The sequence below is a fragment of the Pedobacter sp. V48 genome (assembly GCF_000523515.1).
Classification (GTDB): Bacteria; Bacteroidota; Bacteroidia; order Sphingobacteriales; family Sphingobacteriaceae; genus Pedobacter.
Window position 1 is genome coordinate 49,505 of the sequence record NZ_AWRU01000032.1, and the last position, 15,649, is coordinate 65,153.

13 protein-coding genes and 2 pseudogenes are annotated in these 15,649 nt (G+C 35.9%); 3 read left to right on the forward strand and 12 right to left on the reverse strand.

What is annotated here, in order from left to right; all coding sequences use genetic code 11:
* Positions 1-38: 38 nt before the first annotated feature.
* The 12 genes and pseudogenes from N824_RS22130 to rpsT all read right to left on the reverse strand — a co-directional run bounded on the left by N824_RS22130 (position 39) and on the right by rpsT (position 11,899).
* On the reverse strand, positions 39-2,834 hold the full coding sequence (locus N824_RS22130; protein ID WP_084498422.1) for a TonB-dependent receptor: 2,796 nt from the start codon (positions 2,832-2,834) through the stop codon (positions 39-41).
* Between the two features lie 112 nt (positions 2,835-2,946).
* A complete protein-coding gene (locus tag N824_RS22135; RefSeq protein ID WP_048907314.1) occupies positions 2,947-3,447 on the reverse strand; it encodes a DUF962 domain-containing protein in 501 nt (166 codons plus the stop codon).
* Between the two features lie 103 nt (positions 3,448-3,550).
* The gene (gene rny / locus N824_RS22140; RefSeq protein ID WP_048907315.1) at positions 3,551-5,104 is read right to left on the reverse strand and encodes a ribonuclease Y; all 1,554 of its coding nucleotides are present in this window, start codon (positions 5,102-5,104) and stop codon (positions 3,551-3,553) included.
* A gap of 274 nt (positions 5,105-5,378) precedes the next feature.
* Positions 5,379-5,669: a cell division protein ZapA gene (locus N824_RS22145; RefSeq protein ID WP_048907316.1), complete on the reverse strand. Its 291-nt coding sequence runs from the start codon at positions 5,667-5,669 to the stop codon at positions 5,379-5,381.
* Between the two features lie 33 nt (positions 5,670-5,702).
* Complete coding sequence (locus tag N824_RS22150) at positions 5,703-5,993, reverse strand: hypothetical protein (protein WP_048907317.1); 291 nt, start codon at positions 5,991-5,993, stop codon at positions 5,703-5,705.
* Between the two features lie 53 nt (positions 5,994-6,046).
* Positions 6,047-8,446: a phenylalanine--tRNA ligase subunit beta gene (pheT, locus tag N824_RS22155; protein ID WP_048907318.1), complete on the reverse strand. Its 2,400-nt coding sequence runs from the start codon at positions 8,444-8,446 to the stop codon at positions 6,047-6,049.
* Between the two features lie 77 nt (positions 8,447-8,523).
* Positions 8,524-8,721, reverse strand: a complete 198-nt coding sequence (locus N824_RS22160) for a hypothetical protein (protein ID WP_048907319.1) — start codon at positions 8,719-8,721, stop codon at positions 8,524-8,526.
* A 2-nt stretch (positions 8,722-8,723) separates the two neighbouring features.
* Positions 8,724-9,116, reverse strand: coding sequence for a hypothetical protein (locus tag N824_RS34775; protein ID WP_235207240.1), 393 nt, complete (start codon positions 9,114-9,116; stop codon positions 8,724-8,726).
* A 10-nt stretch (positions 9,117-9,126) separates the two neighbouring features.
* Positions 9,127-10,131, reverse strand: a pseudogene (locus tag N824_RS22165) (radical SAM protein).
* Complete coding sequence (locus N824_RS22170) at positions 10,128-10,865, reverse strand: prolipoprotein diacylglyceryl transferase (protein ID WP_048907320.1); 738 nt, start codon at positions 10,863-10,865, stop codon at positions 10,128-10,130. The pseudogene N824_RS22165 and the gene N824_RS22170 overlap by 4 nt, the downstream one beginning before the upstream one ends.
* A gap of 6 nt (positions 10,866-10,871) precedes the next feature.
* Positions 10,872-11,572 (reverse strand): annotated as a pseudogene (gene radC, locus N824_RS38900) (DNA repair protein RadC).
* A 72-nt stretch (positions 11,573-11,644) separates the two neighbouring features.
* A complete protein-coding gene (rpsT, locus tag N824_RS22180) occupies positions 11,645-11,899 on the reverse strand; it encodes a 30S ribosomal protein S20 (RefSeq protein WP_048907321.1) in 255 nt (84 codons plus the stop codon).
* A gap of 420 nt (positions 11,900-12,319) precedes the next feature.
* Between rpsT and purN the strand changes: the two genes are divergently transcribed.
* The 3 genes from purN (at position 12,320) to N824_RS22200 (ending at position 15,609) form a co-directional block, all read left to right on the forward strand.
* Entirely contained in the window at positions 12,320-12,898 is a 579-nt protein-coding gene (gene purN / locus N824_RS22190) for a phosphoribosylglycinamide formyltransferase (protein WP_048907323.1), read from the forward strand.
* Positions 12,899-12,971: 73 nt separating this feature from the next.
* A complete protein-coding gene (gene purH, locus N824_RS22195; protein WP_048907324.1) occupies positions 12,972-14,498 on the forward strand; it encodes a bifunctional phosphoribosylaminoimidazolecarboxamide formyltransferase/IMP cyclohydrolase in 1,527 nt (508 codons plus the stop codon).
* Between the two features lie 88 nt (positions 14,499-14,586).
* Entirely contained in the window at positions 14,587-15,609 is a 1,023-nt protein-coding gene (locus N824_RS22200; protein ID WP_048907325.1) for a rod shape-determining protein, read from the forward strand.
* The last annotated feature ends 40 nt before the right edge of the window (positions 15,610-15,649 follow it).

Genomic DNA, 15,649 nt, shown 5'->3' on the forward strand with positions numbered 1-15,649 from the left:
ATTAAGCATTATTAAAGTCAATTAACAATGATTTAACATTAAAGCGTGTAAGAGAAAGACAAGGAGTAATTGCTACCCAATTTATATCTATTGATTGTTTCATCCTCTCCATTCATTTCATACTTCTTGTTCATGTTATTATCGTAGTATAAAATATTATTGTTGTTTAGGATATCTCCGGCATTGATTTTAAATTCACCCTTATTTTTAAATACCTTCATTCCTAATTGTAGATCTAAAACATTTCTTGGTGCTTCCCAGATGCTAGGGAATCTAGAACCCCCAGCTGCTATAATTCTACGGCCTACCTTGTTATACAAAATATTGAAGTTCATTTTATTATTAAGAAAAGCATGTTGCAAGCCAGCATTTATAGTATAAGGAGCCTGTCCTACCATTTGGCGACTTTTTTCTAAATAAACTACCCCTGTATTTTCCGGATTTGTTACTTTAGATTTAATCAAAGCTAAATTGGCATAGGCAGTAGTATTTTTCATAAATTCATTCTCTGCTATAAAATCAAGAGACTTTCTAACTTCAAACTCTAACCCATAAACATCCGCCTTATCAGAATTGAAATAAGTAATTGTTCTTGTAGAATTGTAATCCTCATTTAGAGATTCAATGGCATTATTAAATTGCTTATAAAATGCGGATACAGAAATAATCTGACCTGCCGAAGGATATAGTTCAAAACGAATATCTGCATTATTAACCTGAGCACGCTTCAGATTTGGATTTCCTTGCTGAAAGGCAAGTTGTTCATAATCATAATATTGAAATGGGGCAAGTTCTCTAAATTCAGGACGTGCCAATGTACGGTAATATGATGCCCTTAAATTTATTTTTTCCGTTAGGCTATAAGTAAAATTCAATGAAGGTAAAACGTCAAAATAATCCTGTTTAACTGGTTTATTACTTGGGTCAAGTGTTTTTAAGTTTACATTGAACATCTCCGTTCTTACTCCCCAAACTAATCTTGCCTTCTCGCCAAATTTATTATCTAACATAGCATAGCCTGCATTCGTAAGCGAATTAGCTGTATAGATATCTCCAGAGTTTGGAATTTCACTTAGCGTATAAGCACCACTCTCAATTAAATCCTTGCCAAATAATGTTTTTAGTGGTCTTGCTCTTATGGCCTCAACATTTTCGTTATTGAACCCTAACTGTAACCCAAGGAAGCGAACATCAAAATTACGATCACGGTAAGATGAAGCTAGTCCAACTTTAAGTGTCGATGTCTCTTTAAATAAATTAACGGGTAAAGAATAATTTACTGAACCAGTGTATCCATTCTCTTTTAGGGTAGAGAACAATCTTGTGTTTTCTTTACCAATATTTAAAACGTTAGCTGTGTAAGCAATTTCAGGTTTATCCAGATCAGAAATATTTTTAGAATAATTGATCTTACGTTGATCTGGTTGATCATTTAATACGTTACTGAAGCCGACTGACCAATTAATCTTTGCATTTCTTGCCCCTAGCTGATGATTACCTTCTAGTGTTGATTTGAATAAAGATTTCTGAATTAGGTCAAAAGCAAAAAATTTGTTATCTGTTCCAGAACTTCCATTGGTTCCAGTTCTACTAGTATATTGGTCGTCAAATATTCTATTATAAATATTTTTGAAGGTAATTTTACTCTTACCATAAGTGTATGCAAAATTAGCAAGGGCACCTACGTTTGTAGAGAATTTATAAGAATTATCCAAATAATTATACTCATAAAAATCACGTACAGCATCTCTGGTTATGCTTTGCGCATTACGATAAGTTAATGAAACTATAGCTCCGAATTTCCTATTATCCTTTAAATCCTTAACCCGACCTAAAGTAAACTGATAGTTTTGAGTTGGCAATGCGGTCATGTTATAGATCGACCAGTCTTGAGGAAGCGTTCTTATCGCTTTGATATTTTGCTCATAAGTAAGGCCTGCTGCTAGTCTATTTGTAGAAGGAAAACTTGATTGTAGCTTTCTTTTACCATCATCAAAACCAAAATAATCGGTTGCATTTCGAGGGCCACTAAAGAAGTCTTTAAAAGTCGATGCTGTATTATAGCCAACCCCACCACTTAATGTAATATAATTCTGATCAGGTATATCTTTAGTAGTAATCTGAACAGCTCCACCGGTAAAATCTCCTGGAAGATCTGGTGTGGCTGTTTTACTAATAATTAGATTATCTACCAAGTTCGAAGGCACAATATCAAACGAAAAAGCCTTTCTATTTGGTTCAGTACTTGGCAATGAAGCTCCATCAAGCATTGCAGTGTTATACCTATCACTTAAACCACGGATAACAACAAATTTATTATCCTGAATTGTAGCTCCACTTACCCTTTTTAGAACATCCGAAGTATTTTTATCTGGAGAGCGTTTAATTAATTCTGATGAAATACCATCAGAGATTACCGCGCTATTCTTTTGCTGAGCATAAAGTGCATTTACACTTTCCTTTTTAAAACTCCCCTGAATAACTACTTCATTCAGGTTTTGACCGCCTGCTTCATCAAGGATTATATCGAATATTGTATTTTTTCCAGAGGTTACTTCAACATCACTGATCTCTTTTCCATTGTAACCAACATATTGAAATATTAAAGTGTATTTTCCAGTAGCCAATCCTGTTAATGAATATTTACCATCAACATCTGTAGCCATACCTTTGGGGGTATTTTTTATCTTAACCGTAACACCAATAAGTGTTTCACCGGTTTTCTTATCAGATACCTTTCCTGAAATTTTGCCCGTTTGTGCAAATACTGCTGTGCCGATAATTACAAATAAGGCCGTAATTATTGCCTTTTTAAGATTTAGTTGTGATTTCAATTTGCCGTATATTAATTTCCAGCAAAGCTATTACCACAATGTTAGGTATATGTTAGGTGTAAATTACCATTCGTTTACCAGAGTGTTAACCCTATGTTAAGTAGCATTAGGCTCAGTATCTTAGCCCTACTTTTTTGCAAATAAAGTGCAATAACCAAATCGGTCCGATTAATAGAAACTTAACATCATCTAAAAACGAAGGCTTCTTTCCTTCGATCTTATGTCCTATAAACTGCCCTATCCATGCAATTACAAAAATCACCAAACACACTAGCCACAATGCTGGTCCACCACTGGTCTCCCATTTCTCTAGCTGAACAATGATCATACTCATTCCAAAAATGAGCAACAGCATCAGGTACGACAATACAGGAGAAAGCTTTAAATAGTAATAAACAGAAAAGGCGATTAAGAACGAAGCCCAGTTCAGGTATCCATTGTACCTTCCCAAAAATCCGATATGCGGAAAAGGAATGGCCCAAACCAAACCTAATAAACTAAACACAATTAGAGGAACACAAATCCAGTGAATAATTTCATTTGAAGGGTTTTGATGACTTTCCGCATATTTATCAAAAAGGACATCTACCTCACTTCTTTGCTCCGTTTTCATATCGTTATAAGTTTACTGAGTAAAAATAAAAAAAGCGACAGAATAAACCGTCGCTTTTATAAAATATTAATAGCCTGCAGTAATAATTGCAGGTTCACTTATGCTATTTCGCAAAAGAAACCGATCTGGTCTCTCTTATTACAGTTACTTTAATCTGACCTGGATAAGTCATTTCTGTTTGAATGCGGTTCGAAATATCAGCTGCCAATAGTTCCGCTTGCTGATCAGTTACCCTTTCACTTTCAACTACAACTCTAAGCTCTCTACCTGCCTGTATCGCAAATGTTTTCTCTACACCCGGATAAGAAAGCGCAAGCTCTTCTAACTCTTTTAATCGTTTAATATAGCTTTCAACTACCTCACGTCTAGCACCCGGACGTGCACCTGATATGGCATCACAAGCCTGTACAATAGGAGATATCATTGAAGTCATTTCTATCTCATCATGGTGAGCTCCAATAGCATTACAAATTTCAGGATGTTCCTTATACTTCTCAGCCAGTTGCATACCTAAAATAGCGTGAGGTAATTCTGGATTATCATCTGGCACCTTACCTATATCATGCAACAGACCTGCACGTTTTGCCATTTTTGCATTTAAACCAAGTTCTGCCGCCATAGTAGCACAGAAGTTAGCAACCTCACGTGAGTGATGTAATAAATTTTGTCCGTAAGATGAACGGTAACGCATACGACCAACCATTCTGATCAATTCAGGATGTAACCCGTGGATACCCAAATCAATTACAGTACGTTCTCCTATCTCTACAATTTCATCCTCAATCTGCTTCTTGGTTTTAGCAACAACCTCTTCAATACGGGCCGGATGAATTCTACCATCAGTTACCAAACGGTGTAAAGCCAAACGCGCTATCTCTCTTCTTACCGGATCAAATCCTGATAAGATAATTGCTTCTGGTGTATCATCTACAATAATCTCAATACCTGTTGCCGCTTCCAAAGCACGTATGTTACGACCTTCTCGTCCAATAACACGTCCCTTGATCTCGTCACTCTCGATATGAAAAACGGAAACTGTATTCTCTATAGCCGCCTCAACTGCTGTACGCTGTATGGTTTGTATAACAACTTTCTTTGCTTCTTTTGTTGCAGTAAGCTTAGCTTCGTCAACAATATCCTTAACCTGGATCATCGCTTGTGTGCGTGCCTCCTGTTTCATTGTTTCAACCAACTGACTTTTTGCTTCATCAGCGCTTAAACCAGCAATAGTCTCTAATTGCTTAACGTGTTGATTTTTCAGCAATTCAACTTCTTCCTGTTTCTTTAATGCAATTTCAGTTTGCTTTTCCAGGTTCTTTTTATGATTGTCAAGTTCCTGATCTTTGCGGGTAGCATTTTCAAGCTTCTGGTTTAAAGACTGCTCTTTTTGTTTTAATGTATTCTCTCGTTGATTGATCTGGTTATTTTTGGAATTTACTTCTTGCTCGTGTTCAGATTTCATTTGCAGGAATTTCTCTTTTGCCTCTAGCAACCTATCCTTCTTTAAGATCTCAGCGTTACTTTCCGCATCCTTAAGTATCTTCTTTACCTTGCTCTGAACTGCAATTTCCTGCTTCTTAAGCAGGCTACGCAGCAGATATCTGCCTATTAAAATGCCGATTACTAATCCGGCAAGTACGTATCCTAATATTTCCATTCTATTTTTCTATATAAATCAGCTCATACACGCTGCATCACTGTTAAAAATTCATTTTAAAAAAAAACCGCAACTAACTTTATTGAGTCCCAAAGTTTTAAAAACCTCAACTAATTATAATTAGGATTTAAGTCATTTTCAGGTACATAAATGCAAATGAAATACACCTTCTTAATCCTATAAATATTGAAGTGTTAAGTTTTAAAAATAATGAAACTCAAAAACCTAGCTGCGGCTAATATCTTTGTTATCTTAACTAATATAAAGAACGATCCTATTTCGAAAAAAAATCATTTAATAAACTATCCAATTCTTCCACCTTCTCGGTCACAGCAGTATCCTGATCCTGGACTTTGTTTTCTACTCTCAATACTGCCGTTGCATAGTGCAGTACTGCCATAGAAAGCAAATCCTGTTTATCGCGAACTGCATAATTTTCCTGATAATCTTTTATGCGCTCGTTAATAATCTTGGCTGCTCGCCTTACAATTTCTTCCTCTTCTGTATTAACCTTTAAGGGGTAGATACGATCGGAAATAGTTATTTTTATAGAGATTTCTCCCATTTTTTAGCTTTGTTTCACTTTTTCAAGTATTCCTTATTTTTTAAGTAATACAACACACTTATCTATTTCACGCACAAAATCGTTAATTTTTTGCTTTATATCAAGTGTCTTTTCACTTGTTCCTTCAATACTTTTCGCAAGCTTCAAAACTCTAAGCTTTTCCTCAAGCTCAGTGTTCTTGTTTTTTGATGTATCAAGGGCAACTTTTACTGACTGGTTCTCAAGCTTTAATAAGTCATTTTCTTCCTGCAAAGCATTACAAAGCTCTATTAAACGAGTTGTTTTTTGCAATACTGAATTTAACTGATCTGCTACAGAAGACATTCTACTAAAGTTGTTTTTTATTTAAAAATATTATTTTTTCAGAAAATATTAATCTATTTTCTGATTTCTGCTTTCGCTGTTTGCGCTAAGTTAGATATAATCTTTTGCATAACGGAATCAATCTGCTTATCAGTTAATGTTTGCTCTTCATCCTGAAGGGTAAAATTAAGTGCGTATGATTTCTTTCCTTCAGGTAATTTATCTCCAACGTACACATCAAACACCTGTACGTTTTTAATCAGTTTCCGCTCTGTTTTGAATGCTATGGTCTTTAAATCATCAAAAGTCACATTGGTATCTACCAGCATAGATAGGTCTCTTCTTACTGACGGATACTTAGGAACTTCTTTATTTATAATTTTATTTTTCTTTATAATATCTAAAAGCTGTGCCCAATCAAAATCTGCATAATAAACATCTTTATCAATATCAGCTTTCTTTTTATCAGCAGCTGTTGCAGCTCCAAAAGTTACAATTGCTTTATCACCTCTAAAGTATTTTAAACCAAAAGCAAAGCTTTCGTTTTTAACTTCTTCAGTTTGATAGTTTGTTATGCCAAGCCGGCCAATAACTGCATCAACGGCGGCTTTTAGGTTATAAAAACTTACCGGAGAGGCTTTATGGTTCCATTGCTCAGATTGATTAGAACCTGATAACACAATTAATAAGCTTGGGCGCTCTACATATTTCTCATTTATCAAATGGTAGGTTTTACCAAATTCATAAAATTTAATGTCAGCAGTTTTCCTGTTTAAATTATAAGCAACACTCTCAAGGGCAGGCAACAGCAATTCCTGGCGCATTACATTTAAATCTGAACTTAATGGATTTAAGATCTGCACTGCTTCTTCAGGCACTTTTGAATAAGCTCCCTTTGTTAATGAATTACACCAGATCTCTAAAAAGCCGTTAGCAGTTAACATATCAGCAATCACATGCTGTGTTTGCTCTTTGTCTGGCTTAGCGCCATAAGATAGTGATGCATTTATTTTACTAGGAATCTCAATATTATTATAGCCATAAATCCTTAAAACCTCTTCAGTAACATCGCATTCGCGGGTTACATCAACTTTAAAGCTTGGCACTTTAAGTTCCAAGCCTTCGGTTGTTTCTTTGGCTACTTCAATCCCTAATGCTGTAATTATACTTTTAATTTCTGCATCGGGAATATTAGCTCCAATTAATTTATTGATGTTCTGATAGCTAACTTCAACATCAAAAGGCTTTATAGGATTAGCGTAAACATCTGAAACCGACGAAGCGATTTCACCACCTGCCAATTCCTGAATTAATAGCGCTGTACGTTTTAAAGCAAAAGTTGTTATTTCTGGATCAGCACCACGCTCATACCTGAACGAAGCATCTGTTTTTAAACCATGGCGTTTAGATGTTTTACGCACAGAAACAGAGTCGAAATAAGCACTCTCTAGGAATACATTTTTAGTGGCTTCAGTTATTCCCGAGGTTTTGCCGCCAAAAACACCTGCAATACACATAGGTTCTTCCGCATTACAGATCATCAAATCTTCTGCAGAAAGCTTACGCTCAACTCCATCGAGCGTCACAAAAGGTGTTCCCTCAGCACATTTCTTAACAAAAACTTTAGCACCTTTTACCTGATCAGCATCAAAAGCATGAAGCGGTAAACCCAGATCATGTAAAACATAATTGGTTATATCTACAATATTATTGATGGGTCTGATGCCGATTACTTTTAATTTATTCTGAAGCCAGTCCGGAGAAGCTTTGACAGTAACTCCACTTATGGTAACACTGCTATAACGCGGACAAGCACTCGTATCTTCAACCTTAACTTCAATTTTAAGGTTTTCATTATTCGTTTTAAAGCCAGAAACATCAGGCATCTGAATATGTGTACGCAAATAAGCAGCTAAATCTCTTGCCACACCTAAGTGTGAAGCAGCATCTGCCCTGTTAGGTGTTAAACCTATTTCAAAAAGATAATCGTCTTCCAGTTTAAAATATTCTTTAGCAGAAATACCAATTGCAGTATCAGCTGGCAAAACAAGTATTCCGTCATGAGAAACGCCCAAACCAATCTCATCTTCTGCACAGATCATCCCTTCGGATACTTCTCCTCTTATTTTTGATTTGTTGATTTTAAAAGGCTCCCCTTCATTTGGGTAAACGGTAGTACCAACAGTTGCAACCACAACCTTTTGGCCCTGAGCTACGTTTGGAGCACCACAAACAATTTGTAAAATATCTGGTCCGCCAACATCAACGGTTGTAACACGAAGACGGTCTGCATTAGGATGTTGTACGCAAGTTAACACATGACCTATAACCAATCCAGCTAAACCACCAGCAACAGGCTGTACGGTTTCTAAGCTTTCTACTTCCAGTCCAATATTTGTTAATATAAGAGAAAGTTCCTGAGGTGTTTTATCAGTTTGTATGAATTGTTTAAGCCAATTGTATGATATCTTCATTATCTGGTATCTAGTATGAAATACTGGGAAAACGCAAAGATAATATTTTAAAGGGGAATGCTAAAAGAGAAATGCCATTAATGCATACCTCCCAATCCTGATAACATAATGGCACATGCTCCTGCCCCTATTACCAACAAGATAACCGATAGAATAACCAGTCTGAGGCCTGGCTTTACAGGTTTGTTATTTGCTGTTGCAACAATCATCATGATAATACCAACTATGAATATGATGGCAACAGCCGCCCAATACAACAAAAGAAGTGCAATCATAATTACTGCATTAATTTAAAACGTTCGTTTAACTTTTCTCTGATAACATCGATTTTATTATCTCTGTAAAAAATATTCATTGTTTCAAATGGGATGATCTTCATTTTATCACTCACAATATGAACACATGATTTTTTTACTGCCCTCACATCAAAATCCAAGGGATCCATAAAGTTCATTATAATGATGCGAAACAGGTTATTATAATTCAAATGATCTGATTTTACCCTTGGCAGACAACACATAAGCTCTCCAAACTCTCCCTCTGCACAATCAACAGATATTCCTGTACTAAATAGATTCAGCAGATGCTCCTTCAGTTTCTCATCATGTTCAAAAACGATGGTGTTTTTTGAATTATTCAGCAAATCTTCTGGATTAATTAAATGTGTCATGGGTATTACCTCATCCCCAATTTTTAACGCWTANAGMSRTWCRWAGWRMAWYAKRMKWRCNANGTACCSSWWKYWKAYCCTNTGGSNNARACAASRSRTAMNGCTCKYMWAWYTYTCYMYSWRCCTCTGTAAGCGTTATCCTTCCCTGCTGATCGTTATAGTTGTCATTTCTACCTGCTACCTGGGTTGGCTGAAATGTTACTCCACGCACGCATTTTTGTTTTAAAGCGTAATCTAGAATATCACCAATTTCATGGTCATTCAAACCTTTTTGTAACGTTACCACCAATGTGGTCGAAACATTAAACTTATTTAAATTATCTATCGCCTTTTTTCTTACTTCTGTAAGGTCTTCCCCTCTTAACTTTGTTAAAACGGCTGCGCTAAAACTGTCAAACTGAAGATAAATTTCAAAATCAGGCATATATGAGGCCAGCTTTTCAACAAAATTAATATCCTTTGCAATTCTAATCCCATTTGTATTTACCATTAAGTGCTTAATGGGCTTACTCTTTGCAAGATCAAGAATTTTAAAAAAGTCGGGATGCACAGTTGGCTCGCCCCCGGAAATTTGAACCACATCAGGCTCCCCTTCATTCTCTACTACCGTATCCATCATTTTATTGATTTCCTCAAGAGTTCGGTGCCTGCCATAACTTGGAGAAGACATGGCATAACAGGTTGGGCAACTTAAATTACATCGGTCTGTTACTTCTATTATTGTTAAACACGAATGCTGTTCATGATCGGTACATAAACCACAATCATACGGACAACCATAATGCACTTTGGTATTAAATTTCAGCGGCATCTCTGACTGTTTATTGTAATTTCTGATCTGCTTATAATACTCTACATCGTCGGCAATCACAACTTTACTATCGCCATGGCTTTTACAATGCTTTAGCATATAAACCTTTTCATCCTGAAAAACAATTTTTGCATCTATTAGCTCCAGACATTCCGGACACAGGCTTTTTGTATAATCGTAGTAGATATAATCTCTTATTTTCATTTGAGGAGGCTGTTTGAGATGCGAAGAATAAATTTGTAATAATAGATGAATATAAACAATGAAATCCAATGGATCACACTTAAATCCAAAAACAATGGATGATACGGTTTAATAAATTCTACCAGAAATCGATATAAAAAATATAGAACCATAAACAATTTAAAGCGATCGCCATTGATCAGGCTCTTTTTCAAAGAAATAAAGAATAGGAATAGAAACACCATGTAGATCATTTCATAAAGTGCCACCGGATGTCTTTTTAAACCATCACCCAGATCCATCCCCGAAAAAAAATGTGTTTCAACACCAAAAGTGGGCTCATCAATACCCATTAAAAAGCAACCTATGCGTCCAATAAACAATGCAATTATAATTGGTATTACGTACAGATCACCAGAGGCAATCTTTACACCTATAACTTTCTTAATAAGCTCTACGCCAAACAAGCCCCCAAGGAAACCTCCTGCAATGGTTTTATTACTAAAGAAAACCAGCAAACTTAAATATTTTATTGATTCCGGATCTTCAAGCGCAGCAATGACCCGGGAGCCAATAAGTGCACCAATCATTGCCCCCAGCATAATCCACAACCTGTTTTCATCAGAAATAGGATCAATTACCTTTTTCTTCAAAAAATAATAAACCCTAATACCAATAAGAAAGGCTAGTGTTTCAAAAATATAATGCCAATGATATAACTCACCAAAAAGCTCAAAGCGGGCGGGAAAATTCATGTTTTATCAGATTAACCCTTGATCCCCGAAGCTATAATATCCCTTATCCGTAAGAATAAGGTGGTCCAATACTTGTAAATCAAGCATCTTCCCTCCCTCTACCAGTTTCTTTGTAAGCTGTAAATCCTGAGTGCTGGGCTTCAGATTTCCTGAAGGATGATTATGAGCAAGAATAATAAAAGCTGCATTATGCTCAAGTGCGGTTTTAAAAATAATTTTTGGGTCTGCCACCGTGCCTGCCAACCCACCTTTGCTAATAATCTGCTTTCCGATTACCCTATTTGCAGTATTTAAGATCAAGATCCAAAACTCTTCATGATTTAAGTCGGCAAAAACCGGCATCATTATTTCAAAGGCAYSMYKYKMTKMYGMTMTWWGCNRSYGSSTYKGYWGSYMCSGTRKCMKWYCYMMWAMKKMYYWKTWMWAMYGCNSKYRASYATANCTATTGCTTTTGCTTCTCCAATACCTTTAAATTTAGAGAGGCTTTTAACAGAAACTTTACCTAGTGCATCCAGATCATTTCCATATTCGGCAAGTATTCGCCTACTTAGGTCAACAGCACTTTCATTTCTGTTTCCAGAACCAATTAAAATAGCTATAAGCTCGGCATCGGTTAAATGCCTGCGGCCGTTAAGTAATAGCTTTTCGCGAGGCCTATCTGCCTCTGCCCATAATTTTATCCCCAGTTTTGGTTGATATGGTTTCATTGGAACGCTTTTTTGAACATAAAAAAAGGGATATGCAATGCATATCCCTTTTACAATATTGTAAAGCTATGTTTATTTTAAGCTATTAACAAACTTAGTTAATTTAGATTTGTTGTTAGCTGCTTTATTTTTGTGAATAACGCTTTTTTTGGCTAAACGATCTAACATAGAAACTACTTTAGGAAGTAATTCTAGTCCTGTTTTTTTATCTTCAGCAGCACGCAGTCTTTTAATAAACGTACGAGTTGTTTTTGCTTGATATCTATTACGTAAACGTTTAGTTGCGTTTGCTCTAATTCTTTTTAATGAAGATTTATGATTTGCCATTTTTTGTTATTAAAATATTTTATGTTGAGACCAGCTCTTTTATTTCTTCTTATTTTTCGGACTGCAAATATAGAACTAATGTTTTTAAAATGCAAAACCAGAACATAAATATTTTTTTTAATCTTCTCCAACATAAATACTTGTATCAACAATATGCCCTATTAATACCTGTTGGATATTAGATAAATCGGATTTAGAGCACAGATTGTTCAGAAAAAGTACCTTTTTTGTGAATCACTGCCAAACCATTGTCGAAGAAACAACGTTCTAATGCAGAACCACACACTAATAGCAGCTATATTTATCCATCAAAAAACCGAATTAAAAGCTTTCATTAAACGCTTAAAATGCTATTTTTGGACATAATGATAACATTACTACCTTTGAAAAAGAATAAATAGCCTCAATTTATATTGCCCCATGAAAAAACGTATAGCCATATTTGCCTCAGGGTCAGGATCTAACGCCCAAAAGCTAATGGAGCATTTTAAAAATAACCCTGAAGTAGAAATTGCATTGGTGCTTACAAACAACCCTGATGCCTACGTATTACAGCGGGCGGATAATTTTGAAATCCCTTCTCATATTTTCGACAGACATGAATTTTATCAAACCGATCATATTATTGATCTGCTAAAAAATCTGGATGTTGACCTGATTGTATTAGCAGGATTTTTATGGCTAATCCCTAAAAATTTAATTAATGAATATCCTGGACGTATTGTAAACATACACCCTGCTATATTACCTAAGTTTGGCGGAAAAGGAATGTATGGAGATCATGTCCATAATGCGGTGATGGCTGCCAAAGAAACTGAAGGCGGAATAACAGTACATTATGTTGATGAAAATTACGACGAAGGAGAATATATTTATCAGGCAAAATATCGCATTGACAAAGACGATAATTTGGAAATGATTAAGTTTAAAGGCCAGCAATTAGAACACCTGCATTATCCCCGTATCATAGATGGGATTATTAAAAAGATAAAAAAATAGTATATTTTTATTATTTTGGCATACTAATTTCTCGGTTAAAAAAACTAATTTTGCGGCTCAAAATTTTTCTCTAATGAGTCAATCGATAAAGATCAAAAACGCTTTAATTTCAGTTTATTACAAAGATGGTTTAGAGCCTTTAGTTCGCCTACTGGCAAAACAAGGTGTTCAATTGTTTTCTACCGGAGGTACAGAACAGTTTATTAAAGATTTAAATTTACCTGTTACCGCAGTTGAAGACCTTACGGGCTACCCTTCAATTTTAGGAGGAAGAGTTAAAACTTTACACCCTAAAGTTTTTGGTGGTATTTTAAACCGCAGAGCTTTAAGTTCAGATCAGGAACAAATTTCTCAGTATGAGATTCCTGAAATAGATCTTGTTATTGTTGATTTATATCCTTTCGAGGAAACACTAAAATCTGGTGGTTCTGAAGAAGAAATTATTGAAAAAATAGACATCGGTGGTATCTCACTGATCAGAGCAGCAGCTAAAAACTTTAATGACGTAGTAATCCTAGCTTCTAAAGATGATTATTCAACTTTACAGGAGCAACTGGAAAATCAGAATGGCGAAACTACTTTAGCCCAACGTAAGGCATACGCAAAAAAAGCATTCCATACTTCTTCTAACTACGATACCGCTATCTTCAATTATTTCAATACTGAAGAGCCGCTTAGCGTATTTAAACAAAGTATCAGCAAAGCACAAATCCTAAGATATGGCGAGAACCCACATCAACAAGGTGTGTTTTATGGCGATTTAGATGCAATGTTCACTAAATTAAATGGCAAAGAGCTTTCTTACAACAACCTTGTTGACGTTGACGCTGCTGTTGCTTTAATTGACGAATTTGAAGCACCTACATTTGCAATTTTAAAACATACAAACGCTTGTGGTGTAGCTTCAAGAACAAATCTTTTAGATGCCTGGAATGTGGCTTTAGCTTGTGATCCGGTTTCTGCATTTGGTGGTGTATTAATTGCCAATAGAGAAATTGACCTTGCCACAGCAACTGAAATCAATAAATTGTTTTTCGAAGTATTAATTGCCCCTTCTTATCAGCCTGAAGCTGTTGAGCTTTTCCGCGCTAAAAAGAATAGAGTAATTTTACAGAGAAACGATGTAGAACTGAGCAAAAAACAATTTAAAACTTTGTTAAACGGAGTAATTGAGCAGGATAAAGATTTAGTTATTGAAGGTCCGGATCAAATGACCGCTGTAACAGAAAAAGCACCTACTTCCCAGGAATTAATTGATCTGCATTTTGCTAATAAAATTGTAAAGCATACAAAATCAAATACCATCGTATTTGTTAAAAACGATCAGTTATTATCTAGTGGTGTTGGTCAGACTTCAAGAGTTGATGCATTAAAACAAGCAATTGTAAAGGCAGAGGCTTTCGGTTTTGACTTAAAAGGCTCTGTAATGGCTTCAGATGCGTTTTTTCCGTTCCCTGATTGTGTAGAAATTGCTGCTGAAGCAGGAATTACTGCAGTTTTACAGCCAGGTGGCTCTATTAAAGATGCTGATTCTGTAAATATGGCTAATGAAAAAGGTATAGCGATGGTTACTACTGGTATCAGACATTTCAAACACTAACTTTATTTGTCTCTCAATACAATAAAAAGACGTAGTTTTACATTACTATAGTACACAGAATTTTTAATACTTAAATTATCACCTATAAATGGGTCTATTTAATTGGTTTACACAAGAGGTTGCTATCGATTTAGGTACGGCAAACACCTTGATTATACATAATGACAAAGTAGTAGTTGATGAACCTTCAATTGTTGCTTTTGACAGACAAACAAATAAAATTATAGCAATTGGCAGGCAGGCCATGCAAATGGAGGGTAAAACCCACGATAACATCAGAACAGTAAGGCCCCTTAAAGATGGCGTTATTGCTGATTTCAATGCAGCTGAAGCCATGATTAAAGGTATGATCCGCATGTTAAATGGCGGTAAAGGCTGGATGTTTCCTTCGTTAAGAATGGTAATTTGTATCCCGTCTGGTATTACCGAAGTTGAAAAACGTGCAGTAAGAGATTCAGCGGAAATTGCAGGTGCCAAAGAGGTTTACCTGATCCATGAACCTATGGCTGCTGCTGTAGGTATCGGTATTGACGTGGAAGAACCAATGGGCAACATGATCATTGACATAGGTGGTGGTACAACTGAGATCGCGGTAATCGCTTTATCAGGTATTGTGTGCGATCAGTCTATCCGCGTGGCGGGAGATAACTTTGACTCTGATATTGTAAACTACATCCGTCGCCAGCACAACATTATGATTGGCGATCGTACTGCTGAAAAAATTAAAATTGAAGTTGGTGCTGCATTACCTGAATTACAGGATCCACCAGCTGATTTTGCTGTACAGGGAAGAGACTTGATGACTGGGGTTCCTAAACAGATCACCGTATCTTATACTGAGATTGCGCATTGCTTAGATAAATCAATTTCAAAAATCGAAGAGGCTATTCTTAAGGCTTTAGAGATTACTCCACCAGAGCTTTCTGCTGATATTTACCAAACAGGTATTTATTTAACAGGTGGTGGTGCATTGCTTCGTGGTTTAGATAAACGTGTAGCTGCTAAAACGAAATTGCCGGTTCACGTTGCAGAAGATCCTCTTCGTGCAGTTGTACGTGGTACGGGTATCGCCTTAAAAAACATTGGCGGTTTCAAATTTTTAATGCAATAATTAAATGAAGATAAACTAAGGGCTTCCCTCTTATATTTAG